Origin of the sequence: Polaromonas sp., assembly GCF_029945925.1 — a bacterium.
GTDB lineage: Bacteria > Pseudomonadota > Gammaproteobacteria > Burkholderiales > Burkholderiaceae_C > Polaromonas.
In genome coordinates this window covers 1-24,907 of sequence record NZ_JAQSDN010000026.1, presented here as the reverse complement: position 1 = coordinate 24,907, position 24,907 = coordinate 1, and the positions used below count along the sequence as shown (strand labels likewise).

Annotated in this window: 20 protein-coding genes, 3 tRNA genes and 1 pseudogene; 16 read left to right on the top strand and 8 right to left on the bottom strand. The window is 65.2% G+C overall.

The window, feature by feature from the left end; all coding sequences use genetic code 11:
• Window positions 1-92: 92 nt before the first annotated feature.
• A complete protein-coding gene (locus PSV40_RS06635; RefSeq protein WP_300535778.1) occupies window positions 93-1,763 on the bottom strand; it encodes an FAD-dependent oxidoreductase in 1,671 nt (556 codons plus the stop codon).
• 8 nt (window positions 1,764-1,771) lie between these two features.
• Window positions 1,772-2,752: a tripartite tricarboxylate transporter substrate binding protein gene (locus tag PSV40_RS06630; RefSeq protein ID WP_300535775.1), complete on the bottom strand. Its 981-nt coding sequence runs from the start codon at window positions 2,750-2,752 to the stop codon at window positions 1,772-1,774.
• A 121-nt stretch (window positions 2,753-2,873) separates the two neighbouring features.
• Between PSV40_RS06630 and PSV40_RS06625 the strand changes: the two genes are divergently transcribed.
• Window positions 2,874-3,803, top strand: a complete 930-nt coding sequence (locus PSV40_RS06625) for a LysR family transcriptional regulator (protein WP_300535772.1) — start codon at window positions 2,874-2,876, stop codon at window positions 3,801-3,803.
• Here the strand turns inward: PSV40_RS06625 and thiL are convergent.
• The 5 genes from thiL to apaG form a co-directional block, all read right to left on the bottom strand.
• Window positions 3,791-4,765, bottom strand: coding sequence for a thiamine-phosphate kinase (gene thiL / locus PSV40_RS06620; RefSeq protein WP_300535835.1), 975 nt, complete (start codon window positions 4,763-4,765; stop codon window positions 3,791-3,793). The genes PSV40_RS06625 and thiL overlap by 13 nt on opposite strands.
• Before the next feature lie 159 nt (window positions 4,766-4,924).
• Complete coding sequence (locus PSV40_RS06615) at window positions 4,925-6,082, bottom strand: YbdK family carboxylate-amine ligase (protein ID WP_300535769.1); 1,158 nt, start codon at window positions 6,080-6,082, stop codon at window positions 4,925-4,927.
• On the bottom strand, window positions 6,075-7,331 hold the full coding sequence (locus PSV40_RS06610; protein WP_300535766.1) for a cation:proton antiporter: 1,257 nt from the start codon (window positions 7,329-7,331) through the stop codon (window positions 6,075-6,077). The genes PSV40_RS06615 and PSV40_RS06610 overlap by 8 nt, the downstream gene beginning before the upstream one ends.
• Before the next feature lie 294 nt (window positions 7,332-7,625).
• Window positions 7,626-9,620, bottom strand: coding sequence for a site-specific recombinase (locus PSV40_RS06605; RefSeq protein ID WP_300535763.1), 1,995 nt, complete (start codon window positions 9,618-9,620; stop codon window positions 7,626-7,628).
• Between the two features lie 3 nt (window positions 9,621-9,623).
• The gene (gene apaG / locus PSV40_RS06600; protein ID WP_300535760.1) at window positions 9,624-10,031 is read right to left on the bottom strand and encodes a Co2+/Mg2+ efflux protein ApaG; all 408 of its coding nucleotides are present in this window, start codon (window positions 10,029-10,031) and stop codon (window positions 9,624-9,626) included.
• 97 nt (window positions 10,032-10,128) lie between these two features.
• Between apaG and rpe the strand changes: the two genes are divergently transcribed.
• The 5 genes from rpe to gph all read left to right on the top strand — a co-directional run bounded on the left by rpe (window position 10,129) and on the right by gph (window position 16,728).
• Entirely contained in the window at window positions 10,129-10,824 is a 696-nt protein-coding gene (gene rpe, locus PSV40_RS06595; protein WP_300535757.1) for a ribulose-phosphate 3-epimerase, read from the top strand.
• Window positions 10,825-10,921: 97 nt separating this feature from the next.
• Window positions 10,922-12,541: an adenylate/guanylate cyclase domain-containing protein gene (locus PSV40_RS06590; RefSeq protein WP_300535755.1), complete on the top strand. Its 1,620-nt coding sequence runs from the start codon at window positions 10,922-10,924 to the stop codon at window positions 12,539-12,541.
• Between the two features lie 131 nt (window positions 12,542-12,672).
• On the top strand, window positions 12,673-15,204 hold the full coding sequence (locus PSV40_RS06585) for a PAS domain S-box protein (RefSeq protein WP_300535753.1): 2,532 nt from the start codon (window positions 12,673-12,675) through the stop codon (window positions 15,202-15,204).
• Between the two features lie 56 nt (window positions 15,205-15,260).
• Entirely contained in the window at window positions 15,261-15,959 is a 699-nt protein-coding gene (locus PSV40_RS06580) for a VIT family protein (protein WP_300535750.1), read from the top strand.
• Window positions 15,960-15,978: 19 nt separating this feature from the next.
• On the top strand, window positions 15,979-16,728 hold the full coding sequence (gene gph / locus PSV40_RS06575) for a phosphoglycolate phosphatase (RefSeq protein WP_300535833.1): 750 nt from the start codon (window positions 15,979-15,981) through the stop codon (window positions 16,726-16,728).
• Between the two features lie 21 nt (window positions 16,729-16,749).
• On the opposite strand, the gene PSV40_RS06570 is transcribed toward gph, so the two are convergent.
• Window positions 16,750-17,337, bottom strand: coding sequence for a chalcone isomerase family protein (locus PSV40_RS06570; RefSeq protein WP_300535747.1), 588 nt, complete (start codon window positions 17,335-17,337; stop codon window positions 16,750-16,752).
• Window positions 17,338-17,827: 490 nt separating this feature from the next.
• Here PSV40_RS06570 and trpE point away from each other — a divergent pair, with 490 nt between their 5' ends.
• The 10 genes and pseudogenes from trpE (at window position 17,828) to PSV40_RS06520 (ending at window position 24,905) form a co-directional block, all read left to right on the top strand.
• Entirely contained in the window at window positions 17,828-19,327 is a 1,500-nt protein-coding gene (gene trpE / locus PSV40_RS06565) for an anthranilate synthase component I (RefSeq protein ID WP_300535744.1), read from the top strand.
• Between the two features lie 10 nt (window positions 19,328-19,337).
• Window positions 19,338-19,910, top strand: coding sequence for an aminodeoxychorismate/anthranilate synthase component II (locus PSV40_RS06560; protein ID WP_300535742.1), 573 nt, complete (start codon window positions 19,338-19,340; stop codon window positions 19,908-19,910).
• Window positions 19,911-19,976: 66 nt separating this feature from the next.
• The gene (ltaE, locus tag PSV40_RS06555) at window positions 19,977-21,023 is read left to right on the top strand and encodes a low-specificity L-threonine aldolase (RefSeq protein ID WP_300535739.1); all 1,047 of its coding nucleotides are present in this window, start codon (window positions 19,977-19,979) and stop codon (window positions 21,021-21,023) included.
• Window positions 21,024-21,033: 10 nt separating this feature from the next.
• Window positions 21,034-21,585: pseudogene (locus tag PSV40_RS06550) on the top strand (LysE family translocator); the annotation flags it as partial.
• Window positions 21,586-21,835: 250 nt separating this feature from the next.
• Complete coding sequence (gene trpD, locus PSV40_RS06545; RefSeq protein ID WP_300535737.1) at window positions 21,836-22,879, top strand: anthranilate phosphoribosyltransferase; 1,044 nt, start codon at window positions 21,836-21,838, stop codon at window positions 22,877-22,879.
• A 3-nt stretch (window positions 22,880-22,882) separates the two neighbouring features.
• A complete protein-coding gene (gene trpC, locus PSV40_RS06540; RefSeq protein ID WP_300535735.1) occupies window positions 22,883-23,683 on the top strand; it encodes an indole-3-glycerol phosphate synthase TrpC in 801 nt (266 codons plus the stop codon).
• A 16-nt stretch (window positions 23,684-23,699) separates the two neighbouring features.
• Window positions 23,700-24,470 carry a uracil-DNA glycosylase gene (locus PSV40_RS06535; RefSeq protein WP_300535732.1) on the top strand — a complete coding sequence of 257 codons (771 nt, stop codon included), beginning with the start codon at window positions 23,700-23,702 and terminating at the stop codon, window positions 24,468-24,470.
• Window positions 24,471-24,532: 62 nt separating this feature from the next.
• Window positions 24,533-24,618 (top strand) — tRNA-Tyr (locus PSV40_RS06530).
• An 84-nt stretch (window positions 24,619-24,702) separates the two neighbouring features.
• Window positions 24,703-24,776, top strand: a tRNA-Gly gene (locus PSV40_RS06525).
• A gap of 54 nt (window positions 24,777-24,830) precedes the next feature.
• Window positions 24,831-24,905 (top strand) — tRNA-Thr (locus PSV40_RS06520).
• Window positions 24,906-24,907: the final 2 nt, after the last annotated feature.

Genomic DNA, 24,907 nt, shown 5'->3' with positions numbered 1-24,907 from the left:
TGGGCAAACCCAGGAGGCGCGGCAGACGGCGCGCCCGGCCGTGCCGGCATGAGCGCGCAAGCTGCACGCGGCGGCGCGGGATTGCCGCGGGATCAGGCGGCCAGGCGCATGGCTTGGCGCCCGGCCCCGCGCAACACGTCCACCAGTGCGGCCGGATCGGCGGGGAGCTGGTTGCCGCGCCAGACGACATGCTGGTCGGCGCGGCACAGCACCAGCTTGTGCCGGTAGGCTTCGGGAATGTCCTGGGCGTCGACATCGAGCAGCGTGAGCGGCAGCCTGCGTGCCTGGGCCGCCAGTAGCAGTGCCGTGACATCGACGGCACCGTTAAAGCGCAGCAGGGTGTAGCCCGGTCCGAAGGCGTCGTACAGCGAACGTCCGTCCGGCAGCCAGAAGTGCGGCGCCCGGCAGCCCGGCACGGTGGACGGCGTGAACGCGCCCATGGTGTAGGCCGGTGGCGTTTCACCGTCGTCCGTCATGATGGGTGAGCCGCTGTAGAAGTAGCCAAAATTCAGTCCGGCGCAGCAGAACTGCTGGACGTTGAGCTCATACGCTTCCTGGCCGATCGCGGCGCGCAGGGCGTCACCCTCGGCGCCGGCCTGCTCGATGTTGGCGGGTACCGCACGGCGCGCCTTGATCATCTTCTGCGCATGCTCCATCGCGAACCGCGAAACCTGTCCGGTGATCGGCTGGCGCTCGGCCTCATAGGCGTCGAGCATGGTTTCCTCACCCCAGCCCTGCAGGCGTGCGGCGAGCAGCCAGGAGAGGTTGATGGCATCGGCGATGCCGGCATTCATACCGTAACCCGCATAAGGCACCCACAAATGCGCGGCATCACCGGCGATGAAAACATGCCGGTCGCGAAAGCGGTCGGCCACGAGGCGGCGGCCGACCCAGTCTTCCTTGCTGAGGATCTCGTAGCGGAAATCCGGGCTGACGCCGAGGATGTCGCGTATGGCCTGGTCGCGGTCTACAGAATCGAACTCGGGTTCTTCGGCATTCAGGTGGTTGTGCACCAGCCAGGTTTCCTGGCCGTCAATGGCAAACATGGTGCCGCAACGCCGCGGATTCATCGAATAGTAAGACCACGCGCGTTTGCCCGGGATCATGGCTGCCAGCGCGGGCGCGCGGATGAAGGTGGACTGCACGCGCTGGATCACGGCCGTGCCTTCGAGTTTGGCGCCTATCTGTTTGCGCACGGAGGAACTGCCGCCGTCGCAGCCCACCATGTAGCGGCAACGGATGGTGCGCGAAGCGCCGCTGTCGAGGTCGGTCGCCACGGCGGTGACGCCGGCCGCATCCTGTGCGAAGCTGGTGACTTGCGTGCGGTTGAGCAGCGTGACCTGCGGCAGCGCGGCGGTGTGTTCCAGCAGGATGGGTTCGAGGTAAATCTGGTTGATGCGGTGCGGCGGCTCCGGCGTGGGCCACCAGCCATCCGGTCCGGCCGTGTCGGTATAACGCTCCTGCCGGCACGGAATCGGGATGCGTGTCAGTTCGATGCCGGTGACGCTGGTGCGAAACACCACGTCGTTGGGATAGTCCGGCGGCAGGCCGGCGTCGCGCAGCTTGTGCGCCACGCCGAGCCGGCGAAACTGCTCCATGGTGCGCGCGGCCACATGGTTGCATTTGACATTCGGCGGTTCGGCATAACGGCGGATCTCGGCGATCACCACGGAGACGCCGCGTGAGGCCAGGTCCATGGCCAGCGTCAGGCCCACGGGGCCGGCGCCGACGATCAGTACATCGGTGGTCAGTTCAGCAGGCATGTCGGTCCTCAGTCAATTTTGGTGCCCGAGGTCTTGATGACCCTGGCCCATTTCACGGTTTCGGACTTGATGTAGACCTCGAACTCCGCGGCCGTGCCGGGCGCCGGCTCGACGCCGAGGTTGCGCATGCTGGCCTTGATCTCGTTGTCGTTGAGCGCCGCCGTGATTTCCGCATTCAGGCGGGCAATCACCGGCGCCGGCGTGCCGGCCGGCGCCACCACGCCAAACCAGCCGGTGGAGTCGTACCCGGTGAGCCCGCCTTCGGACACCGTCGGAACATCGGGCAGCATGGGCAGGCGTTGCGGGCTGGTCACCGCATAGGCCACCAGCTTGCCGGCCTTGATGTGTTGCAGGGCAGACGGCAGGTCCACCACGGCCAGGGGAATCTGGCCGGCCAGCACGTCGAGTGCGGCCGGGCCGGAGCCGCGGTAGGGCACTTCCACAAACTGGGTGCCGGACATCTGGCCAAAGAGTTGGGCCGACAGGTGCATGGCCGTGCCGTTGCCACCGTGGCCGATGGACAGCTTGCCGGGTGTCGCCTTCGCCAGCGCTATCAGCTCGCGCTGGTTTGTGGCGGCCACGGAAGGGTGGCCGATCAGCACAAAGGGAATGGCGGCCAGCATGGTGACCGGCCGGAAATCCTTGACCGGGTCGAAGGGCATCTGGGCATACAGGCTGACATTGGCCGACAGGCCGCCGGCCGCCCCCACACCCAGGGTGTAGCCATCGGCCGGCGCCCGCGCCACCGCGGTCAGGCCGATGTTGCCGCCGGCGCCCGGCCGGTTGTCCACCACCACCTGCTGGCCGAGTTTTTCGTTGAGCCGGGGCACCAGCATGCGCACCACAACATCGGTGCTGCCCCCGGGCGGGAAGGTCACGACGATGCGGATGGGCTTGTTCGGGTAGTCGGGGGTTTGCGCCTGGCCGGCTCCGGCCAGGACGGTCACACCGGCGGTCAGCGCCAGCAGGGTGCGCATGATGCGTTTCATGAATGTCTCCTTGTTGTAGGGGTGTCGGCCGGGGCGGGCTGACCTTGTCTCCGCCCTCATTGGAGCCCAAATTGATTCATTCGTATAACGATAAATTTCGAATGATTTATGATTTTGATTCATGAATAACTCCTTCACACCCACGGTGCGCCAGTTGCGCGCCTTCGTGGCGGTCTATCGGCTGGGCAAACTTAGTGCCGCCGCAGAACAGCTGTTTGTGACGCAATCGGCCATCAGCGTGCTGATCCGGCAGATGGAGCGAGGCCTGGGTGCGCGCCTGTTCGACCGCACCACCCGCTCCCTGCAACCGACCCAGGCCGCCAAAGAGGCCCTGGTGGTGGCCGAACGCATCCTGCGCGACGTCGAATCACTGGGCAGCAGCTTCCGCGATCTGGGCGGGCTGCGGCGTGGTCGCGTCTGCGTGGCGGTCACACCCACGCTGGCGGCGTTTGTGATGCCGCCGGTGATCCGCCGTTTTGCCTCGCTGTATCCGGACATCCGCGTGGTGGTCGATGACTGCGCGCCCGACCAGTTCATGTCGCGGGTGATCGGCGAACATGTGGATTTCGGCATTGGCACGCCCGAGAAGATGCTGGCCGACGCCGACCTGCAGACGCTGGTGCCTGACCACCTGAGTCTGGTCTGCCGGCCCGATCACGCACTGGCACGGCAGAAGGTCGTGCGCTGGGCCGATCTGGCGGGGCATCCGGTGATCACGGTGCGGCCGGGTTATGGCATCCGTCCGATGATCGACGCGACCGCCTCTGGCGCGGGTGTTGCGCTGAACGTGGTCAACGAGGTGTCGTTTCTCTCCACGGCCCTGTGGATGACGGCCGGCGGACTGGGTGCGTCCATCATGCCCTCGGCGTTTGCCACGCACGGCGCCGAGCCGGGCCTGGTCATCAAGACGCTGACGGGGCCCCGCGTGTCACGCGACATTTCGGTGGTCACCAAGCGCGGGCGTTCACTTTCGGCGGCCAGCCAGGGGTTTGTCGATGTGATGCATGCGGTGCTGGGCAAGCCCGGGCGCGCACGAACTCAGGCAAAGTGATCGAAGGACGCATACCGGCCCGGCACGGCATGGCCCGAGGCGTCGATCAGCCGCAGGCCGGGCGGGTGTTCGATGACACCGATGCGGGTCACCGCTGTCTGCGCCTGCAGCGCCGCGGCCTGCACCGCCGCCCGCGCCGACACCGGGGCGGTGAACACCAGTTCGTAGTCGTCGCCGCCGGCCAGCGCGCAGCGCAGCCGGGTTTCATGAGGAAAATGGCCTTCAGCCCTTGCTGGATCTGCGCCATCAGCTAGTAAATTTATAGCAACCGAGGTGTCGATGCGGGCGCCGGTGCCGGAGGCCTCCAGGATGTGGCCGAGGTCGCCGAGCAGGCCGTCGCTCACGTCGATGGCCGCTGTCGCGATGCCGCGCAGCGCCATACCCAGCGCGACACGCGGCGTGGGCTGCTCCAGCCGCGCGCGCGCGGCCGCCAGCCTTTCATGCGGCAAGGCGATGTTGCCGCGCAGGGCTTCCAGTGCCAGCCTCGCCTCGCCGAGTGTGCCGCTGACATACACCTCGTCGCCGTCGCGCGCGCCGGAACGCAGCAGTGCCTGCCCGCGCGGCACCTCGCCGAACACGGTGATGCAGATGTTCAGCGGCCCCTGCGTCGTGTCGCCGCCGACCAGTTCGCAGCCGTGCGCATCGGCAAGTGCGAACAGGCCGCGCGAAAACGCCGCGAGCCAGGCTTCGTCGGCCCGCGGCAGCGCCAGCGCCAGCGTGAAGGCCACTGGCTGCGCACCGCAGGCAGCGAGGTCGCTGAGGTTGACTGCCAGCGCCTTGTGGCCCAGCGTGAGCGGGTCCACGTCGGGAAAGAAATGCCGGCCCTCGACCAGCATGTCGCAGGAAATGGCCATCTGCATGCCGGCGGCCGGCTGCAGCAGCGCGCAGTCGTCGCCGACGCCCAGCACGGCGCGGGTCGTGGGACGTGTGAAATAACGTGCGATCAGGTCGAATTCACCCATGGGGGGAGCATAACGGGTGGCAGCGTTTGTTGTGGGTGTCATGGACGGTTGAGGTCTGCCTGCTGGCCGGGCTACCCCCGGCTTGCTGGCAAACCTCCAACAGCAGAAGCAAAGAAGACTTCAACAAGCTCAGCTTGAGCCGCATCAAGACGCTGCCGCCTAAACCGGCAAACCCCGAAACTTCAGCGCGGCCTGCCGAATCACTTCGGCCAGCAGGTTTTCCTTGGCCTGCAGCTCGCGCAGCCAGCGCGCGTCGTTGTTCGACAGCTCCACGCTGCTGCGCAGCAGGTGGATGCCGCTGCTGGCGCCCAGCGGACCGGCGTGCGGGCCTAGTTTGTCCATGGTCATCAGGATGTGGTCGCGCAGGGCCATGTGTTCGCCGGTGGCCGGGTCCACGTAGACCGCCTCCAGCCCGAAGCGGCAAGCCTGGAAGCGGTTGTAGGTGTAGACCAGGTAGTCGTCTTCGGTCGGCGTGAAGGGCTGGTCGTTCATGAACCAGGAGGCCAGCGACTGCACGTAACCGGACAGGGCGGCGGCCCGGCCTATGGTCAGCGGGGTATCGAAGACGCGGATCTCGATGGTGCCGAACTCCGGCTTGGGCCGGATGTCCCAGTAGAAGTCCTTCATGCTCCTGACCACGCCTGTGTGTGTCATTTTCTCGAAGTAGACCGTGAACTCGTCCCAGGTCAGCGCCATCGGCGCGCGGCCCGACAGCGGAAAGGCAAACACCGAATTGAGGCGCGCCGAATCAAAGGCTGTGTCCTGCCCCTGGACATAGGGAGAGGAGGCCGACAGTGCGATGAAGTGCGGAATGTAGCGCGACATGCGGTGCAGCGTCAGCAGCGCGGTGTCGGCATCGGGGCAGCCCACATGCACGTGCTGGCCGAAAATCGTGAACTGCTTGGACAGGTAGCCGTACAGCTCGGACAGTTCGCGAAAACGCGGCTTGTCGTAGATGCGGCGCTCATGCCACTGCTGGAACGGATGGGTGCCGCCGCCGACCACGGCGATGTTGAGTTTGTCGGCGCATTTGACCAGCGCGTCGCGAATCTGCGTGAGCTGGCCCAGCACCTCGGACGAGGACTGGCAGACGCCGGTGGAGATCTCGATCATGCTCGAGGTCATTTCGGGCACCACGCTGCCGGGCAGCGGGATCTTGTCCATCAGGCGCAGCATGTCTTCGGCATACGGGGCGAGATCGTAGTCATGGGTGTTGACGAGCTGCAGTTCCAGCTCGACGCCCAGCGACAGCGCCTCCGATTTCTGGAAGGGCTCCAGCCCGCCGGGTGCCAGTTGTGTTGGGGTGTGTTTACTCACGGAGCTCTCCGGTTGAGTTGGCCCAGGGCTTGTGCGTCCAGGGTCTGGAGCTTTCACCGGCGCGGTAGATGGCGAAGGTGGCGAGCATCGCGCCCAGCACTTCCATCAGCAGGATGGCCGGCAGCGCAATGCTGGCAATGCGGGGGCCCAGCGACGCCGACGAAGCAACAAACTGGGACACGATGAGCAGCGCCACCGAGGACATCGGCGACATCGCGCAGCCGACCCACAGGGCCTGTTTCCAGCTGGCGCCGCTGCCCACATTGCCGAGCGCGACGCCGGTGATCTTGGCCAGGGCCCGTGCCACGACCAGGGCCGCCACCAGTCCGGCCACCTGGCCGCTCCAGTCGGCCTGCGCGGCCACCACGGAGACCAGCACGAACATCAGCATGGTCAGCATCGCCGAGGCGGTGCCCATCTGCCGCGGCCAGGACCAGGGTCGGGGGTTGAGCTGCTTGAGCATCATGCCGCCCAGCAGCGCGGCCAGCGGCGCCGAGCCGCCAAAGTGGGCGGCCAGTGCGGCGCCCGCGGCGATCAGGGCGAGCAGCAAGATGGCGGTGTTCTCGCTGGTCGGGCTCATCACGCGCAGGGCCGACCGCAGCGCCAGCGCCAGGCCGGCACCGACCACCACCGACAGGCCCAGCACCACAGCCACCGGGTAGAAGGTGTCGGTGAGGCTTTGCTCGCCGCGGCCCATCATGCCGGCGCGGGCGCTGCAAAGCGTCAGCGCATACAGCGTGCTCAGGGTCGACAGCACCATGGCCCGCTCGGTCACGGGACCGGAGGCGCGGGTGTCGATGATCACGCGCGACAGCACCGCCGGCGAAGCCGCCATGGCCAGCAGGGCCAGGGGCTCGGCGACAACCTCACGCATGCCGAAAAAGGTCAGCGCCCAGTAGACGGCGACAAAGGTCAGCGTCGATTCGGCCAGGCTTTGCACCAGCACCATGGGGTTGTGGCGGAACCAGCGCAGCGGAATGCGGCCGCCCGCTTCAAACAGCACGACGGCCACGCCGAGTTCCAGCAGAAACAGGCCCGTTCCCTGCAGCGGCCAGGCCGCGCCGGTGAATCCGGCCAGACCGGCAAAGGCGCCGACCGCCGAATAACCCACCACCTTGGGGACACCGGCATAACGCTGCACCAGGTGCCCGGTCAGCGCGGCCAGCGCCAGCAGGATGGACCACTGAACTGTGGGCAGACCTGCCGAGGGTTTGATCCATTCGGCCCAGATGGCCATGACTTCATTCATGGATGAGTGTCTCCGCTGATTGATTGAAATTCATGCAGCGCCGCGCCAAGGTACGCGGGTGCTCGATGGGGGCATGCCGCCGATGCGGCGACAGGCCCCGGGGCCTGCTGCGGTTCATTGTTGCGGCCGGTGGTTGCAGGCCGGGCAGGCGCCCATGGAAAAAGGAGCCCTAATTTACAACGTTTCACACGCTTTGCACGTAGGACAATCACTGACATGCGGACTTGCTTCGCTGCTGGCGTGCCTGTTGTCAGGGTGTTGACAGTTCCCGTGCCAATTTCCTGGGCGAAAAAATCAATCAGGCAGAAAAAAGCTGGCGGGCTTGCTGCGCCAGCGGGCCCAGATCGCGGAACGGATGCGGCGGCGGTCCACACCGCTGACACTGTGGGCGCGCAGCGCCAGCCGGAAGGCGAAGTAAAAGCTCACCCCCAGGTTGAGTGCACCGATCAGCGGGATGGATGCCACACACCACCACAGGGCCGGTTGCCGCAGCGCGTCCCAGCCGAGGGCGGCAGCGGCTGCGGCCAGCTGGCCGGAGGATAGTGTGACGTGGCGCACTTCGAGCTCCAGCCCGAAAAAGCCGGTCATGGGCGGAATCAGCCCCAGCATGAAACCCAGGGCGATGTTGGACGTGAAGCCCGAAATGTTGTCGCGCATGAAATGGGCCCAGCGCCGCGCCCGTGCAACGCCCAGTGCCCGCGTGATGCGCGGGTTGTAGCGCATGGCGGATGCCAGGCGGTAGAGCACAAACCAGTTTTCCACCCAGCCGCCTATGATGCTGGCGACAAACAGCACCACACCGGTGAAGGCGGCCCACAGCAGCGTGGGGCCGAGCAGGCTCAGGGTATGCAGCACATGCCCGGCTTCTTTCGCGTCGATCATCGGCCGCCCCAGCCCATACTGCATGGCGATGCTGATCAGCAGCACCACCGGCACGACCACAAGCACGTTGCCGAGCACTGCCGCCACCTGGGAGCGCACCAGGTGGGTGACCTCGTCGACAAACTCGCTGACCGCTTCGCCGGTGCGCAGGTCCTTGAGCTTGGCAGCCATGGCCGGTGCCGTCATGGCCGGCTGCTTGGTGGCCAGCGTGAAGTGCAGCAACTGGATCAGCACAAAGCTGGCGGCATACACGATGCTGGCCAGAAAGCCGCTCCAGAAGGCCGACAGCGCCAGCCCCACCACCATGAACTTGAGCAGCGTCGTGATGGCCGTCACGGCGCCGCCGCCGGCCGCCGTGCCCAGCATGCTGGTGTAGGCCGCCCGGTCGCGCGTGATGTAGTGCTCACCGGTCTCGGCGCCGCGCTCGGCCACCTTGGCGGCCAGCAGGGTGGAGTTGCTGGCCACCAGCGCGCGTATGCTGCGCCGTTCTTCGGCCAGCAGCACCAGCCGGGCCAGCAGCTGCATGGCGCTGGTGGCGGGTTTGTCCGAGAGCAGGCAGTCGAGGAGCTCGCGAATACGCAGGATGCGCTCGCGCAGCTGGCGCAGGCGAAACACCAGGCCGACCGAGATGCCGTGTTCGTCGAGATGGGCATACACCGACGAGGCTGCGCTGCGGCAAGCCTCCAGCCGGCTCTTGAACTGGTCCAGCGTCAGGTGCAGCGCGCCGCTGTCGGGCCCGTGAAGCAGCAGCGCGGCGCGTAGCGCTTCAAGATCGGCTTGCAGGCCGTGAAAGGGCCGGGCCAGCAGGCTCTGGGGGCTCATGCGCAGGCGCAGTTCCGGCGAGAAGCCGGTGGCGCAGACCTGGCTGGTGCAGTAGGTCAGGGACTCCAGCAGCGTGGCCTGCCAGTCCTGTCGCAGGGTGCTGGCGCCCTGTGCGACGGCTTCGCCGCCGGCCGGTGCGGCGATGGGCGGGCCCAGCAGGGCGCCCAGGCGGCCCAGCGTGTCCTCGTCGAGCAGCTTGAGCCACTGCGCGTCAAACGGCACCGGGAACAGCAGCATGAACAGTTCGGTGGCATGGGTGGTCTCGGGTGTGCCCGGCAGCAGCTTGTAGCGCAGCCGTTCGCCCAGTTCGCTGAGAAAAGCGGCACGCGGCGCAAAACCGAAATCGGCAAACAGGGGCGTGGCATCCACCGTTTCGACCAGGGTGAGCCACCATAGACGCAGCCGCTCCGGAAAACCTGGCCGGGCATGCGCCGCGTCGAGGAACAGCCGCACCCGCGACAGCGCCGCCTGCGCATTGCCGGCGTCCCCGCGTATCCAGTCCAGCAGGTCGCTGAGCCAGAGGTGCCGCACGGCCAGTTCGGCCCGTGGATCCAGCTGGTCCAGCAGCTCGCTCAGGGTCCGCATGACCTAGTGGAGGACACGGCCGCCGCCGGCCTGGCCGGGGCCGCCGGCATCGCCCGCCTCGAGCACAAACATCGGAATGGCCGCCTCGAAACGTTCACCATCCTCGGCGACACAAAAGTAGCTGCCATGCATGGTGCCGGTCGGTGTGCGCAGGCGCGAACCGCTGCTGTACTGGAAGGACTCGCCCGGCTTGAGCAGCGGCTGATGACCCACCACGCCCAGACCCTTGACCTCCTCGGTGTGGCCACGCGCGTCGCTGATGATCCAGTGGCGCGAGATCAGCTGCGCCGCGACTTCGCCGGTGTTGGTGATCGTGACGGTGTAGGCAAAGCCATACACCTCGTCTTCGGGTGCAGATTGGTCGGGAAGGTAGTGCGGCTGGACGTCGCAGGAAAATTCGTATTTCGGCATGGGGCTCTCGAGAGAGCGCCCATGTTAACCGTCCTGTGGCGAGCAGGGAAAACCAGGGGGAATGGGCAGGACGCGCGCTTGCTGCGACAATCCTGTCATGAGCCAGAACAAGCCGCCGGTGTACCGGATTGCCCCTTCGATTTTATCCGCCGATTTCGCGCGCCTGGGTGAGGAGCTCCGGTCGGTCATCGAGGCCGGCGCCGACTGGATCCACTTTGACGTGATGGACAACCATTACGTGCCCAACCTGACCTTCGGGCCCATGATCTGCAGCGCCCTCAAGCCGCACGCCAAAAAGACCGACGGCACCGCCGTGCCGATCGACGTGCACCTGATGGTGCAGCCGGTGGACAGCCTGGCTGCGGCCTTTGCCGATGCCGGCGCCGACCTGATCAGCTTCCACCCCGACGCGTCCGGCCACGTGCACCGCAGCGTGCAGGCCATCAAGTCCAAAGGCTGCAAGGCCGGGCTGGTGTTCAACCCGGCCGCGCCGCTGGACGTGCTGGACTGGGTCATCGACGACATCGACCTGATCCTGATCATGAGTGTCAACCCCGGTTTTGGCGGCCAGAGCTTCATTGACTCGGCCCTGCGCAAGATCGAGCAGGCGAGGAAACGCATTGATGCCTCGGGCAAGGACATCCGTCTGGAGGTCGACGGCGGCATCAAGCTGGACAACATTGCGCAGGTGGCTGCGGCTGGCGCCGATACCTTTGTGGCAGGCAGTGCGATTTTCGGCCAGCCGGACTACCGGGCGGTAATCGCGGGAATGCGGGCAGCGCTGGCGGCATAGGCCGATAGCGCAGCCTGCGGGTGAACCAGGGGCCGTGCCCTGGCTGGATTGGAAGGGCCGGACCATGGAGACTGTGGGCAGACCGGAAGCGGAGGAATTGAAGCAGAGCAGCCGCGCGAACCTGCCGGCGCCGCTGCACAGGCACCGCATCCTGGTGATCGAGGACAGCGAGGACATCCGTTACCTGCTCACGGCCCTGTTGCAGGACAGCTACGAGGTGACGGCGGCTGCCGCCGGCGAGGCCGGCCTGGACATGGCACGGTCGGCCGAGCGGCCCGACATCATCCTGCTCGACGTGGTGATGCCGGGCATGGACGGCTACGAGGTCCTGGCCCGGCTCGGCCGGGACCCGCGCACCGCCGATATCCCGGTCATTTTCCTGACGGCGCTGGGCAGCGAGGACGAAGAGCACCGGGGTCTGGACCTGGGCGCCACCGACTATGTGACCAAGCCCATCAGCCCGCCGGTGCTTCTGGCCCGCCTGAAGCTGCACCTGGAGCGCAGTGCCAATGCCAGGCGCCTGAAAGTGTTGTCCGAGCAGCTCTCGCGTTACCTGGCGCCGCAGGTTTACCAGTCGCTTTTTGACGGTTCGCGCCAGGCGGAAATCCGGACGCAGCGCAAAAGACTCACGGTGTTCTTTTCCGACATCAAGAATTTCACCGAGTCGACGGCGCAGTGGCAGCCCGAAGAGGTCACGCTGCTGCTCAACAGTTATTTCGCGGAAATGTCGCAGATTGCCGCCGAATACGGCGCCACGCTGGACAAATTCATCGGGGACGCCATCGTCATCTTTTTTGGCGACCCGCATACGCTGGGCGTTCGCGAGGATGCGGTGCAGTGCGTGCGCATGGCGATTGCCATGCAAAAACGCATGGAAGGGCTGCGGGCCCGCTGGCGGGACATGGGCATCCACAGGAATTTCGAGATACGCATCGGCATCAACTCGGGGTTTTGTGACGTCGGCAATTTCGGCAGCAGCCTGCGCATGGAATACACCATCATCGGCCGCGAGGTCAACCTGGCGTCCCGGCTCGAGCAGGCCGCCGAGCCCGGCGAAATCCTGATCTCCAGCCAGACCCATGTCCTGGTTGAGGGCGAGGTCCAGTCCGATGCGCGGGACGCCATCCTGGCCAAGGGCTTTGCCCAACCCATCCCGGTGTATGTGGTGCGCCCGGAAACTACGGGAATGCCGGGCGATCCGGAGATCATCCGCTGCGACCGGCCGGGCCTGCACCTGGAAATCGATGCGGCCCGCCTGACTGTGGCGCAAAAGGCCGAGGCCGTGACCGAACTGCGCAAGGCGCTGGCCAGGCTGGAAGCCACGGTGACTGGCGAGCCGCCGGCAGAGGCCTGGCCCACAGCCATCGAAGGGCTGGACCTGTCTCTCGGGCTGCGCCGGGCGATGGGCGTGAAAACGCTTTACTTTTCCATGCTCGGCCGTTTTCTGGAAGGGCGCAAAGATACGCCCAAGCGCATCCGGGAGGCGCTGGACGCGGGCGACCTGAAGGCGGCGGAACTGCTGGTCCACTCCCTGCGCGGCTTGGCCGGTCAGATCGGCGCCACGCAGGTGCCGGGTCATGCCCAGGCGCTGGAGCAGGCCCTGCACGGGGAGCAGCCGCGCGCAGCGCTGGATGCCTTGCTGGAACGGCTGGAGGCCTCGCTGGGCGAATTGATCGCGGCGCTGGAGGCCGGCTTGCCTGCGGCGGCAGCACCATGACCGCAAGGCTGCGGCCAGCGGACGGCGGCCGGCATGCGTGCAGGGTCGGCTGGTGTATGGTCCGTACAGGCGGATCGGGAAAAGCCACCCGGCACGGATTCCCGTACCAAGCCCCCGCATGAGGCCCCGCCATGAAGCTGCCCTTTCGCACCAACATCACCATTGCCCTGGGCTTGGGCCTGCTCCTGATGGCGCTGAGCACGGTCACGTCCTACCTCACCATCAATTCGCTGCTTGAGGACGAGAAAAGCGAGGAAAAAATCCAGGCGACGGTGGTCCTGCTGGAGCGGCTCGTCTCGCAGTTCAAGACCGCGGAGTCCCTGCAGCGGCGTTATCTCCTGACCAACATCGACCAGGACCTGGCGGCGTACCGGCAGGCCGGGGCGGGTTTGCAGGAGGTGCTGCTGGGCGCCAGTGGCCTGCCGATGGCAGGCGAGCGCCTGGAAGACCTGCGTACCCTGCAGGGGCTGATCGTCCGGCGCCTGGATCTCATGGAAAGGGCGGTCAGCGCCCGGCAGCAGGCGGGGCTGGAAGCGGCGACCGTGCTGGACGGCAGCGACCTCAATCGCCGGCTTCACGACGAGATCGAGGAGCTCGCCGGCCGGATCAAGAGCGCACAGGTGCTGACCCTGGAGCGTTCCGAGCAAAACGCCCGGCGGACAGCGCAGACGGTCCGGATGCTGATCCTGCTGAGCGGCCTGCTCTCACTCGGGCTGCTCGGCTGGACCATCCGCGCCGTGATCCGCGCTCAGGCCAACAGCCGACGCATCCAGGCGGAGCTTGCCGACAGCGAAGCCATGAGCCGCGCCATCACCGAGAGCATGGCCGATGGCGTCATCACTGCGACGTCGGAGGGCCTGGTTGTCAACGCCAACAGTGCGGCCCGGCACCTCTTCGGCTACCGGCTCAAGGACTTGCTGGGGCAACCTGTGGCCATGCTCTTACCGGCGCGCTGGAAACCGGGTTTTTCCGCTTTTTTCGCCACCCTGGCCGACCGGCCAGCAGGCTTCAAGGAGTCCGATACCGAGGTCATGGGCGTGCGCCGCGATGGCAGCGAGTTTCCGGTCAATGTGTCTTTCGGCGACGTCAATGTGGGCGGGCGGCGGCTTTTCACGGCCATCATCCGCGATATTTCCGAGCGCAAACGCATCGCTGATGCGTTGCGCGACAGCGAAGCCCAGTTGCACCAGCTGACTGACAATGTCCCGGCCCTGATGGCCTATGTGGACAGCGAGCAGCGTTTCCAGTTTCACAACAAAGCCTATGAAGAGGTGTTTGGCTTGCCGCGGGAAAAAATCCACGGCAAAACACTGCTTGAAATCGCGGGCCCCGAGTTTTACAGCCGGATAAGCGGCCATGTGCAGGAAGCGCTGTCCGGTTATGCGGTGCGTTACGAACGGGAGCAGGTCACCGCCAGCGGCGAGCGGCGCGAATACGTGATGAGTTATCTTCCTCGCTACAGTGAAGACGGCGAAGACGGTGAGGAGGACAAGGTCATCGGGTTTTTCTCGCTGGGCACCGACGTCACCGAGCTCAAACGCATCGACCGCATGAAGAGCGAATTTGTCTCCACGGTCAGCCATGAACTGCGCACGCCCCTGACCTCGATACGCGGCTCGCTGGGGCTGGTCTCGGGGGGGGTGGCCGGTGCGCTGCCGGAGCGGGCCAGAAGCCTCGTGGAAATCGCCAAAAACAACTGTGAGCGGCTGATCCGCCTGATCAACGACATCCTCGACAGTGAAAAAATCGAGTCCGGCAAGATGCAGTTCGAGCTGCAGCCGCAGGAATTGCTGCCCCTGCTGCAGCAGACACTGGCGGACAACGAAGGTTTTGCCGCGCAGCACCAGGTCAAGCTGGCCCTGCATGCGCCCAGGCAGCCCCTGAAGGCCCTGGTGGACAGCGACCGCCTGCTCCAGGTGATGACCAACCTGCTGTCCAATGCCATCAAGTTTTCTCCCGCGCAAGGCACGGTGCTGGTGCTGCTGGGCCGGCACGCGGGCCGTGTGCGTGTCGAGGTCAGTGACAACGGACCGGGTATCCCCGAAGAATTCCGCGAGCGCATTTTCCAGAAGTTCTCGCAGGCCGACTCGTCTGACACACGCCAGAAGGGCGGGACCGGCCTCGGCCTGGCCATTTCGAAAGCGATTGTTGAACGGATGGACGGAAGCCTCGGCTTCACCTCCAAAGTCGACGTGGGAACCACCTTCTTTTTCGAGCTGCCGGAGTGGCGCGAGGCGCCCCCGGTCACGGCGCCCATGAGTCTTTGCGGCATCAACCGGCCGCGCATCCTGGTGTGTGAAGACGACCCGGATGTGGCCCAGCTGATAGGCATGATGCTGGACAAGGCCGGCTTCGATGCCGACATTGCCCACACGGCGGCGCAGGCCCGTGACTACCTCAAGATGGAGTCGTATGCGGCCATGACGGTGGATGTTCATCTGCCCTATGAAAACGGGCTGCAACTGATCCGCTCCCTGCGCCAGGACAAACGCACGACAGACCTGCCGGTTCTGGTCCTGTCGGTAACGGCCGCGGAAGCCCGGCTGTACGCCGGCAGCACACTCGCGGTGACGGCCTGGCTTGAAAAGCCGATTGACGAGCGGCGCCTGCTGGGCAGTCTGCGGCAAGCCATCGACAGCCGGCGTACCCATGGCAAGCGGTGAGCCGGCGTGGTCTTCGGCTATGCTTTCCCTTGCGCCATCCACCTTCCACCCCGATCATGAAATTCTCACGCCATATTGAACGTCACCGTACCGACCGCATCGGCTGGCTGCGCGCGGCGGTGCTGGGGGCCAACGACGGCATTGTGTCCACCGCCAGCCTGGTGGTCGGCGTCGCCGCCGCGCATGCAAGCCAGGAGAGCATTCTCGTGGCGGGTGTGGCCGGGCTGGTGGCAGGGGCGATGTCGATGGCCGCGGGGGAGTATGTCTCGGTCCACTCGCAGGCCGACACCGAAAAAGCCGACCTTGAGCGTGAACGTGCCGAGCTGGCGCTGGACCCCGCCGCTGAACAGCGCGAGTTGACCGGCATTTATGTCGCGCGGGGGTTGGCGCCCGAACTGGCGCAGCAGGTGGCGGTTGCGTTGACGGCGCATGACGCGCTGGGCGCCCACGCGCGGGACGAGCTCGGCATTTCGCAGGCGTTCAGTGCACGGCCGGTGCAGGCTGCACTGGCCTCGGCGGGGAGTTTTGCGGTCGGTGCGGTGTTGCCGCTGGCCGTCGCCGCCTGGGCGCCCGCGCAAGGCCTCATCGCCTGGGTGTGCGCAAGCTCACTGGTTTTTCTCGCCCTCCTGGGTGTTGTGGCCGCCCGCGCCGGGGGCGCCGGCGTGCTGGCCAGTGCGTGGCGCGTGACCTTCTGGGGCGCGCTCGCGATGGCGATCACGGCAGGTGTAGGCGCATTGTTCGGCGCGGTGGTTTGAGGCCTGCAGGGAAACAAGCCTGGTGTCCCTGAAGCACAGCCTGTTCGATGCTGCGATTGTTGACCTGGACGGCACCCTGGTCGACACCCTCGGTGATTTTGTGGTCGCCCTGAACCGGATGCTGGCCGATCTGTCGCTGTCGCCGGTCGAACGATCCGTGGTCGGGGCGCGAGTAGGCAAGGGCTCGGAGCATTTGATCGGTGCCGTCCTGCATCATGTGCTGAATACGCCTGCAGCCCCTGATGGACGGGCGCCAACAGCTATCAATAATGAAGCAGTGGAGCGGCTGTTCCCGGCTGCCTGGAACAGCTACCAGCGCCACTACCTGGCCATCAACGGCCAGCATGCCAGCGTCTACCCGGGCGTGGTGGAGGGTTTGCAGCTGCTGCAGCGCCAGGGCCTGAAGCTGGCCTGCCTGACCAACAAGCCGACCGCGTTTGCCGTGCCCCTTCTCAAGGCCAAGGGTCTGGACGGTTTCTTCAGCCTGGTGTTCGGCGGCGATTCGTTCGAGCGGAAAAAACCCGACCCTCTGCCGCTGCGCAAGACCTGCGAAGCATTGGGAAGCGCGCCCGCACGGACCTTGATGATCGGTGACTCCAGCAACGATGCGCAGGCGGCGCGGGCTGCGGGTTGCCCGGTTTTGCTGGTGACTTACGGCTACAACCATGGCCAGCCCGTGCGCGGTGTGGACGCCGACGGTTTTGTCGACACGCTTGCTGCGATGGACCTGGCCGCCCTGAAAACAACAACGGGGCTTGCGCCCCGTTAAACATCACAGCCGGCGCTGGGCTCAGGCGGGTTTGCCCAGCAGGGCGTCCTTGAGTTTCCAGTCTGCGGGCACGGGGCCGAGCCAGATACGCATCAACGCGTTGAAAAATTCCGGCTCCTTGAAGGGCTCGCCTTGCGGCACGCCCTTGACGGTGATCACGGTGCCGGTGCCTGGCACCCAGTCGATCATGAAGACGTCGCCGGCGACCAGTTTTTTCTGGTCCGAGAAAATCTGCCCCATCTTGATCAGGCCGGGGATCAGTTTGGACATTTCGGTTTTGGGCGCGTTGTCCTGCACCCCCCGCGTGAAGAGCTTGCCGAGTTCGTTGGAATCGATCTCACGCAGCATGGTGATCTGCAGGCGCTTGGCGCCGGGCGCGGCCAGCACCTCTTCCGGGGTGGCGGCTTTTTTGCCGAGGTACAGGCCGGCCGTGTAGACCTTGAAGACGGCCTTGAAGCGCACGCCGGCGCCATTGAGCACCAGCTTGCTGCCGCGCATGTCGATCTGGTCTTCGAGCTTGACGCCGCCCACTTCCACGGTGGCCGCTGCGGCGCTGAAGGCCAGCAAAAGCGACATGGCGCCCGCTAGGCATGGTTTCATCCAGGTCATAAGAGGTCTCCAGAAAAAGAACGGTCGTTCGTTAATGAAGGTATTTTGGTCCGGCACCTGGCTACCCACAAGAGGGTTTGCGAGATAAGCATTACTACTAGTTACATTCGCCCGCGGCTGTGGAGGCGCCTGGCTTTTTTGCTGTTCTTTTTGTCGGGCTTTCGGTGAACGTCGTTTTCCTGCGCCTATTGCCTATTGCCTTTTGCCTCTTGAAGGGGACTGGGTTCCTTCGGTCCGTCTGCCTTTGCTACACTTGGCCTTCCATGTTCATTCATCGCATCATTCAGACAGGTAGCAGCTACCGGGGAGCCTGGCCCTGGCGGGCCTGACAGCTCTCGCATGCCGAGGCCGGCCCGCCTCGTTGCCGTGCAAGCCTGTTTTGATGCGCTCTTGCCCTCCTGCAACGAGCATCCTTGCCCCGGTTTTCGGGGTGTACTGAATGAAGGTGGCCACGCCGGCGCGCGTGGGTCCACCGGTGAAGGAACTTGCCGTGATCACTGAACTTGAATTCAAAAGCCTTGCGCAGCAGGGCTACAACCGCATTCCGCTGATGGCGGAGGCGTTTGCCGACCTCGAAACCCCGCTCTCCCTGTACCTCAAGCTGGCGCATTCGAGGGACGGCGGAAAATTCAGCTTTCTTCTCGAATCGGTCGTCGGCGGCGAGCGTTTTGGCCGCTACAGCTTCATCGGCCTGCCGGCCCGCACCCTGGTGCGCGCCAGCGGGTTTGGCGCCGACGTGCTGACGGAGGTTGTGCGCGACGGCCAGGTCATCGAAACCTCGAAAGCCAATCCGCTCGATTTCATTAGCGACTACCAGAAGCGTTTCAAGGTCGCGCTGCGGCCCGGCCTGCCGCGTTTTTGCGGCGGTCTGGCCGGCTACTTCGGCTACGACACGGTGCGCTACATCGAGAAAAAACTCGAAGCCTCCTGCCCGCCCGATACCCTGGGCTGTCCCGACATCCTGCTGCTGCAGTGCGAAGAGCTGGCGGTGATCGATAACCTCTCGGGCAAGCTCTACCTGATCGTCTACGCCGACCCGGCCCTGCCCGAGGCCTACGCCAACGCCAAGAAGCGCGTGCGCGAACTGAAGGAGCAGCTCAAGTACTCGGTCAGCGCGCCGGTGGTCAAGCCGACCCAGGGCTACCCGGCCGAACGCGACTTTGCCAAGGCCGATTACCTGGCCGCTGTCGAGCGCGCCAAGCGGCTGATCGAGGCCGGCGACTTCATGCAGGTGCAGGTGGGCCAGCGCATCAAGAAGCGCTACACCGAGTCGCCGCTGTCGCTGTACCGCGCGCTGCGTTCGCTCAACCCCAGCCCCTACATGTATTACTACCACTTCGGCGACTTCCACGTGGTGGGCGCCTCGCCGGAAATTCTGGTGCGGCAGGAAAAAACGGACGAAGGTCAGAAGATCACGATCCGCCCGCTGGCCGGCACGCGTCCGCGCGCTTCGTCGCCCGAGCTTGATAAGGCCGTCGAGCAGGAGCTGATCAACGACCCGAAAGAACGCGCCGAACACGTGATGCTGATCGACCTGGCGCGCAACGACATCGGCCGCATCGCCAAAACCGGCACGGTCAAGGTCACCGAGGCGTTTTCGGTGGAGCGTTACAGCCACGTGATGCACATCGTCAGCAACGTCGAGGGCGTGTTGCTCGACGGCATGACCAGCATGGACGTGCTCAAGGCGACTTTTCCGGCCGGCACGCTGACCGGCGCGCCCAAGGTGCATGCGATGGAACTGATCGACCAGCTCGAACCGACCAAACGCGGCCTGTACGGCGGCGCCTGCGGCTACCTCAGTTATGCGGGCGACATGGACGTGGCGATTGCGATTCGCACCGGCGTCATCAAGGACCAGATGCTCTACGTGCAGGCGGCGGCCGGCGTGGTGGCCGATTCGGTGGCCGAGCTCGAATGGAAAGAGACCGAAGCCAAGGCGCGCGCCTTGTTGCGGGCTTCCGAGCTGGTCGAAGAAGGCCTGGAATAAGGAGCGGATCATGAAACTCTTGATGATCGACAACTACGACTCCTTCACCTACAACATCGTCCAGTATTTCGGCGAGCTTGGTGCCGAGGTCGAGGTCTTCCGCAACGATGAAATCACCGTCGAAGGCATTGCCGCGCGCGCGCCGGACCGCCTGGTAGTTTCACCCGGTCCGTGTTCGCCGGCGGAGGCCGGCATTTCGGTGGCGGCCATTCAACACTTCGCCGGCAAGCTGCCGATCCTGGGCGTCTGCCTGGGCCACCAGGCGGTGGGCGCAGCCTTTGGCGGCAAGATCGTGCGTGCGCAGCAGCTGATGCACGGCAAAACCAGTGTGATCACCACCACGCAGGAAGGCGTGTTTGCCGGTCTGCCCAGGCAGTTCACCGTCAACCGCTACCACTCGCTCGCGATCGACAAGGCGTCCTGCCCGGAGGTACTGGCCATCACCGCCTGGACCGACGACGGCGAGATCATGGGCGTGCGCCACAAGGAACTCGCGATCCAGGGCGTGCAGTTCCACCCTGAATCGATACTGACCGAACACGGCCATGCAATGCTGAAAAACTTCCTCGAGCAGAGCGCCTAGTCGCGGCTCTGTTTGCTATTAAAAGCGTAGCTGCTTGCGCATATTCCATAAGGGCTGGTGGCATAAATGACGACAAAAGTTGACCTGAGAAGCGACACCGTGACGCAGCCCACCGAGGGCATGCGTGCCGCGATGGCCCGCGCGCCGCTGGGTGACGACGTGTTTGGCGACGACCCGAGTGTGAACGCGCTGCAGGACAAGATCGCGGCGATGCTGGGCTTCGAGGCGGCGCTGTTTGTGCCCACCGGCACCCAGAGCAACCTGTGCGCGATTCTGGCCCACTGCCAGCGCGGCGACGAGTACATCGTCGGCCAGATGCAGCACTGCTATCGCTGGGAAGGCGGCGGCGCGGCGGTGCTGGGCAGCGTGCAGCCCCAGCCGCTGAACCACCAGGCCGACGGCACGCTGGCCCTGGCCGACATCGAGGCCGCGGTCAAGCCGGACGATCCGCATTTCGCCCGTAGCCGGCTGCTGGCGCTGGAAAACACGCTGGGTGGCAAGTTGCTGCCCATGGCTTACATCGAAGCAGCAACCACGCTGGCGCGAAGCCAGGGGCTGGCCCGGCACCTGGACGGCGCGAGGCTGTTCAATGCTGCGGTGGCCCAAGCCGCCACCACGGGCGCAGAGGCGCGGGCAGAAGCCCGGCGCATCGCCGGCTGCTTCGATTCGGTGTCCGTCTGCTTCAGCAAGGGTTTGGGCGCGCCGGTCGGTTCGGCGCTGTGCGGCTCGGCCGAATTCATCGCCCGCGCCCGGCGCATCCGCAAGATGGCCGGCGGCGCCATGCGGCAGGCCGGCGGGTTGGCGGCCGCGGCCGCGTATGCGCTGGACCACCACATCGAGCGCCTGGCCGACGACCATCTGCTGGCAAAACGGCTGGCCGATGGGCTGACCGGCCTGGCCGGCCTGCAGGTCGAGGCGCCGCAGACCAACATCCTGTTTGTGGACCTGGTAGGCAGCGCGCGCGACCAGTCCGAGGCCTTGCTGCAGCACCTCGCAAGTCAAGGCATCCAGGCCACCGGCCTGTACCGCCTGCGTTTTGTCACCCACCTCGACGTGGATGCGGCCGGCGTGGACCGGGCGATCGCGGCGATGCGCGGCTTCTTCAGCAACTGAGGGGCATTCCATGGCGACCGGACAACTGCTGCTTTTCATCGCTGCCGGCGTGTTGCTGAACCTGACGCCCGGCCCGGATGTGCTCTACATCGTGACCCATGCCCTGCGCCGCGGCGCGCGCGCCGGTATGGTGGCGGCGCTGGGCATCACCGCGGGCTGCTTTGTGCACATCATCGCGGCGGCAGGGGGGGTCAGCGCCTTGCTGGCCGCCTCGGCCACGGCGTTCACCGTGCTCAAGTGGGCCGGCGCCGCCTACCTGGTGTATGTCGGCATCCGCCTGCTGACCCGCCAGGGCGCCGAATTTGCTATCAATTCAGAAGCTGATGGCGCCCGTGTGGTAAGGATTGGAGGCCTGAAAGGCATATTTTTCCAGGGCTTCTGGACAAACGTGCTGAACCCCAAGGTGGCGCTGTTTTTCCTCGCCTTTGTGCCGCAGTTCATTGCGCCCGGCGTGGACAACAAGCCGCTGGCGTTTTTGCTGCTGGGCCTGCTGTTCAACTTCAACGCGCTGTGGGTCAACATCGGCTGGGCGCTGGCCGCCAGCTGGTTGACCCGGCGCATGGGCGGGCAGCGCAGCCCATGCAGTGACGAGCGTGAGGGCTCTCCTGGTCAAGCCGGGGCCGCGGATTTGGCTTTGCCAGTCCGCAGGCGCAGCGGCCCCCTCGGGGGGCAGCCCAGTACACGAAGTGACAAGCGTGGGAGCCTGTTTACCTGGCTGGACCGGGTGGCCGGCGCCATGTTCATTGGATTTGGCATCAAGCTGGCCCTGACCGACAATCCTTCCGACTAACTCGAGAGACAAGAGCACGACCATGCCCATGAGCAACAAAATCACGCCCCAGGAAGCGCTGCAGCGCACGATTGAACACCGCGAGATCTTCCACGACGAGATGCTCAAGATCATGCGCCTGATCATGAGCGGCGAGCTCTCGCCCGTCATGATGGCCGCGCTGATCACCGGCTTGCGCGTCAAGAAGGAAACCATCGGCGAAATCACCGCGGCGGCGCAGGTGATGCGCGAGTTCTCCACCAAGGTCCACGTGGCCGACAAGACGCACCTGGTGGACATCGTCGGCACCGGCGGCGACGGTTCGCACACCTTCAACATCTCGACCTGCTCGATGTTTGTCGCGGCGGCGGCCGGCGCCAAGGTCAGCAAACATGGCGGACGCAGCGTCAGCAGCAAGTCCGGCAGTGCCGACGTGCTCGAAGCCCTGGGCATCAACATCAACCTGAAGCCCGAGGCGATTGCCCAATGCATCGCGGACGTCGGCGTCGGTTTCATGTTTGCGCCCAACCACCATCCGGCGATGAAAAATGTCGCCCCGGTGCGCAAGGAACTCGGCGTGCGCACCATCTTCAACATCCTCGGGCCGCTGACCAACCCGGCCGACGCGCCCAACATCCTGATGGGCGTGTTCCACCCCGACCTGGTCGGCATCCAGGTGCGCGCGTTGCAGCGCCTGGGCGCCGAACATGCGCTGGTGGTCTATGGCAAGGACGGCATGGACGAAGTCTCACTGGGTGCGGCCACGGTGGTCGGCGAACTCAAGGGCGGCGAAATCACCGAATACGAAATCCATCCCGAGGACTTCGGCCTGGCCATGGCCAGCAACCGCACGCTGCGCGTGGAGACACCCGAGCAGTCGATGGCCATGCTCAGGAGCGTGCTCGACGACGAGCCCGGCGCGGCGCGCGACATCGTCATCCTCAACGCCGGCGCCGCCCTGTACGCGGCCAATGTGGCCGAATCCATGCTGGCCGGCATCGCGCTGGCCCGCAAGGCCATCACTTCCGGCGCCGCCAAAGGCAAGCTCGCGCAGCTTGTTTCCACTTCCCAAGCCCTGGCGACCTGAACCATGTCCGATATCCTGAACAAGATTGTGGCCGTCAAGCGCGAAGAAGTCGCCGCGGCGATCAAGCGCAAACCCCTGGCCGCGATGCGTTTTGACGCCGAGTCGCGCGTGCTGACACGTGATTTTGTCGGTGCCCTGCGCGCCAAAATCAGCGCCGGCAAACCCGCGGTGATTGCTGAAATCAAGAAAGCCAGTCCCTCCAAGGGCGTGCTGCGCGCTGACTTCATTCCCGCCGACATTGCCCAAAGTTATTCTGAGCATGGCGCAGCGTGTTTGTCGGTACTCACTGACAAGGATTTTTTCCAGGGCAGCATCGATTACCTGAAACAGGCGCGCGCCTCCTGCAGCCTGCCGGTGCTGCGCAAGGATTTCATCATCGACCCTTACCAGGTCTACGAGTCGCGCGTCATGGGCGCCGACTGCATCCTGCTGATTGCCGCCTGCCTGGACGATGCGCAGATGAAGGCGCTCGAGGCGCTGGCCTTCTCGCTGGACATGGCTGTGCTGGTGGAAGTGCATGACCGCGCCGAGCTGGAGCGCGCGCTCCAGCTCAAGACGCCGCTGCTGGGCATCAACAACCGCAACCTGCAGACCTTCGAGGTGTTGCTGGACACCACGCTGGGCCTGGTCAAGGACGTGCCGGCCGACCGCCTGCTGGTGACCGAATCCGGCATCACGACCGCGGTCGACGTGGCGCGCCTGCGCGAGGCCAAAGTCAATGCTTTCCTGGTCGGCGAGGCTTTCATGCGCGCCGAAGACCCCGGCATCGCGCTGGCGGAGCTGTTTCCGGATGCTACTGAATAAATAGCTGCTCACGCCCATGCCACAAGGACTGCAGGTCGATTTGGCCTTTGAAAACTTGCCCAGGCCGCTGCCGGAGGACACCGGCCACGGCCGGCACCTGGCGCGCTGGAATCCGGCCGACTGGCCGCTGGCGGCCGATTGGGCGCCGGAAGTCGGGCATTTTCTGGCCAGTAAAACCGGCCAGCAGCTGGGTGTATTTATCGAACAGCGACTCGCGCAAGGGGCCGTCATCTACCCGCCGCAGCCCTTCCGGGCCCTGGCGCTGACGCCGCTGGCCGGTGTCGAGGTCGTGATCCTGGGCCAGGACCCTTACCATGGCCCGGGCCAGGCCCAGGGGCTGGCTTTTTCGGTCCCGGACGGCGTGAAACCCCCACCCAGCCTGCGCAACATGTTCAAGGAGCTGGCGCGCGACCCGGCGGTGGCGCCGGAAGTGCACAGCGGCGGTTCGCTGGAACGCTGGGCCAGCCAGGGGGTATTGCTGCTCAACACCAGCCTGACGGTGGAGGAAGGCCAGGCCGCCAGCCATGCCAGACAGGGCTGGGAAGTGCTGACCGACCGGCTGATCGCTGCGGTGGCGGCCAAACCCGAGCCGGTGGTGTTCATGCTCTGGGGTGCGCACGCCCAGACCAAGCAGGCCCTGATTCCGGCCCGGCACCTGGTGCTGACGGCCAACCACCCCTCGCCCCTGTCGGCGCTACGGCCCCCCAAACCCTTCATCGGCTGCGGGCATTTCAGCGCCGCCAATGATTTTTTGCGCAGCCATGGCCACCGGCCGGTGAGGTGGTAAGCACTTGTTGTTCAGGATTGCCGGATGTCAAATTTCCATGGCATAATCTGAGGTTCGCCAAAGGAGAGGTGGCCGAGTGGTTAATGGCAGCAGACTGTAAATCTGCCCTCTAACGAGTACGCTGGTTCGAATCCAGCCCTCTCCACCAGCGATAAATTTTGATAGGCAGGCGTGGCCTGGATGGTTGGTATGCCGTGTTTCGGGGTTGTCTTGAAGTGAAAAGGCGGTCGATGCGGGAGTAGTTCAATGGTAGAACCCTAGCCTTCCAAGCTAATGACGCGGGTTCGATTCCCGTCTCCCGCTCCATCACAACAAGCGCTGGTTTTTGTATTTGGCAGGTAAGCAGAGTTTTTGAATTTGGCCCATTTGGCTCAGTGGCAGAGCACTCCCTTGGTAAGGGAGAGGTCCCGGGTCCGATTCCCGGAATGGGCACCATT

Bases quoted from the DNA above. Each gene is read 5' to 3' on its own strand.
- thiL (WP_300535835.1), bottom strand. From the start codon at position 4,765: ATGGGTGAATTCGACCTGATCGCACGTTATTTCACACGTCCCACGACC.
- PSV40_RS06580 (WP_300535750.1), top strand. From the start codon at position 15,261: ATGAAATTCTCACGCCATATTGAACGTCACCGTACCGACCGCATCGGC.
- PSV40_RS06570 (WP_300535747.1), bottom strand. From the start codon at position 17,337: ATGACCTGGATGAAACCATGCCTAGCGGGCGCCATGTCGCTTTTGCTG.
- trpC (WP_300535735.1), top strand. From the start codon at position 22,883: ATGTCCGATATCCTGAACAAGATTGTGGCCGTCAAGCGCGAAGAAGTC.
- rpe (WP_300535757.1), top strand. From the start codon at position 10,129: ATGAGCCAGAACAAGCCGCCGGTGTACCGGATTGCCCCTTCGATTTTA.
- PSV40_RS06610 (WP_300535766.1), bottom strand. From the start codon at position 7,331: ATGAATGAAGTCATGGCCATCTGGGCCGAATGGATCAAACCCTCGGCA.
- ltaE (WP_300535739.1), top strand. From the start codon at position 19,977: ATGACGACAAAAGTTGACCTGAGAAGCGACACCGTGACGCAGCCCACC.
- PSV40_RS06560 (WP_300535742.1), top strand. From the start codon at position 19,338: ATGAAACTCTTGATGATCGACAACTACGACTCCTTCACCTACAACATC.
- PSV40_RS06535 (WP_300535732.1), top strand. From the start codon at position 23,700: ATGCCACAAGGACTGCAGGTCGATTTGGCCTTTGAAAACTTGCCCAGG.
- trpD (WP_300535737.1), top strand. From the start codon at position 21,836: ATGCCCATGAGCAACAAAATCACGCCCCAGGAAGCGCTGCAGCGCACG.
- PSV40_RS06635 (WP_300535778.1), bottom strand. From the start codon at position 1,763: ATGCCTGCTGAACTGACCACCGATGTACTGATCGTCGGCGCCGGCCCC.
- PSV40_RS06630 (WP_300535775.1), bottom strand. From the start codon at position 2,752: ATGAAACGCATCATGCGCACCCTGCTGGCGCTGACCGCCGGTGTGACC.
- PSV40_RS06625 (WP_300535772.1), top strand. From the start codon at position 2,874: ATGAATAACTCCTTCACACCCACGGTGCGCCAGTTGCGCGCCTTCGTG.
- apaG (WP_300535760.1), bottom strand. From the start codon at position 10,031: ATGCCGAAATACGAATTTTCCTGCGACGTCCAGCCGCACTACCTTCCC.
- PSV40_RS06605 (WP_300535763.1), bottom strand. From the start codon at position 9,620: ATGCGGACCCTGAGCGAGCTGCTGGACCAGCTGGATCCACGGGCCGAA.
- PSV40_RS06585 (WP_300535753.1), top strand. From the start codon at position 12,673: ATGAAGCTGCCCTTTCGCACCAACATCACCATTGCCCTGGGCTTGGGC.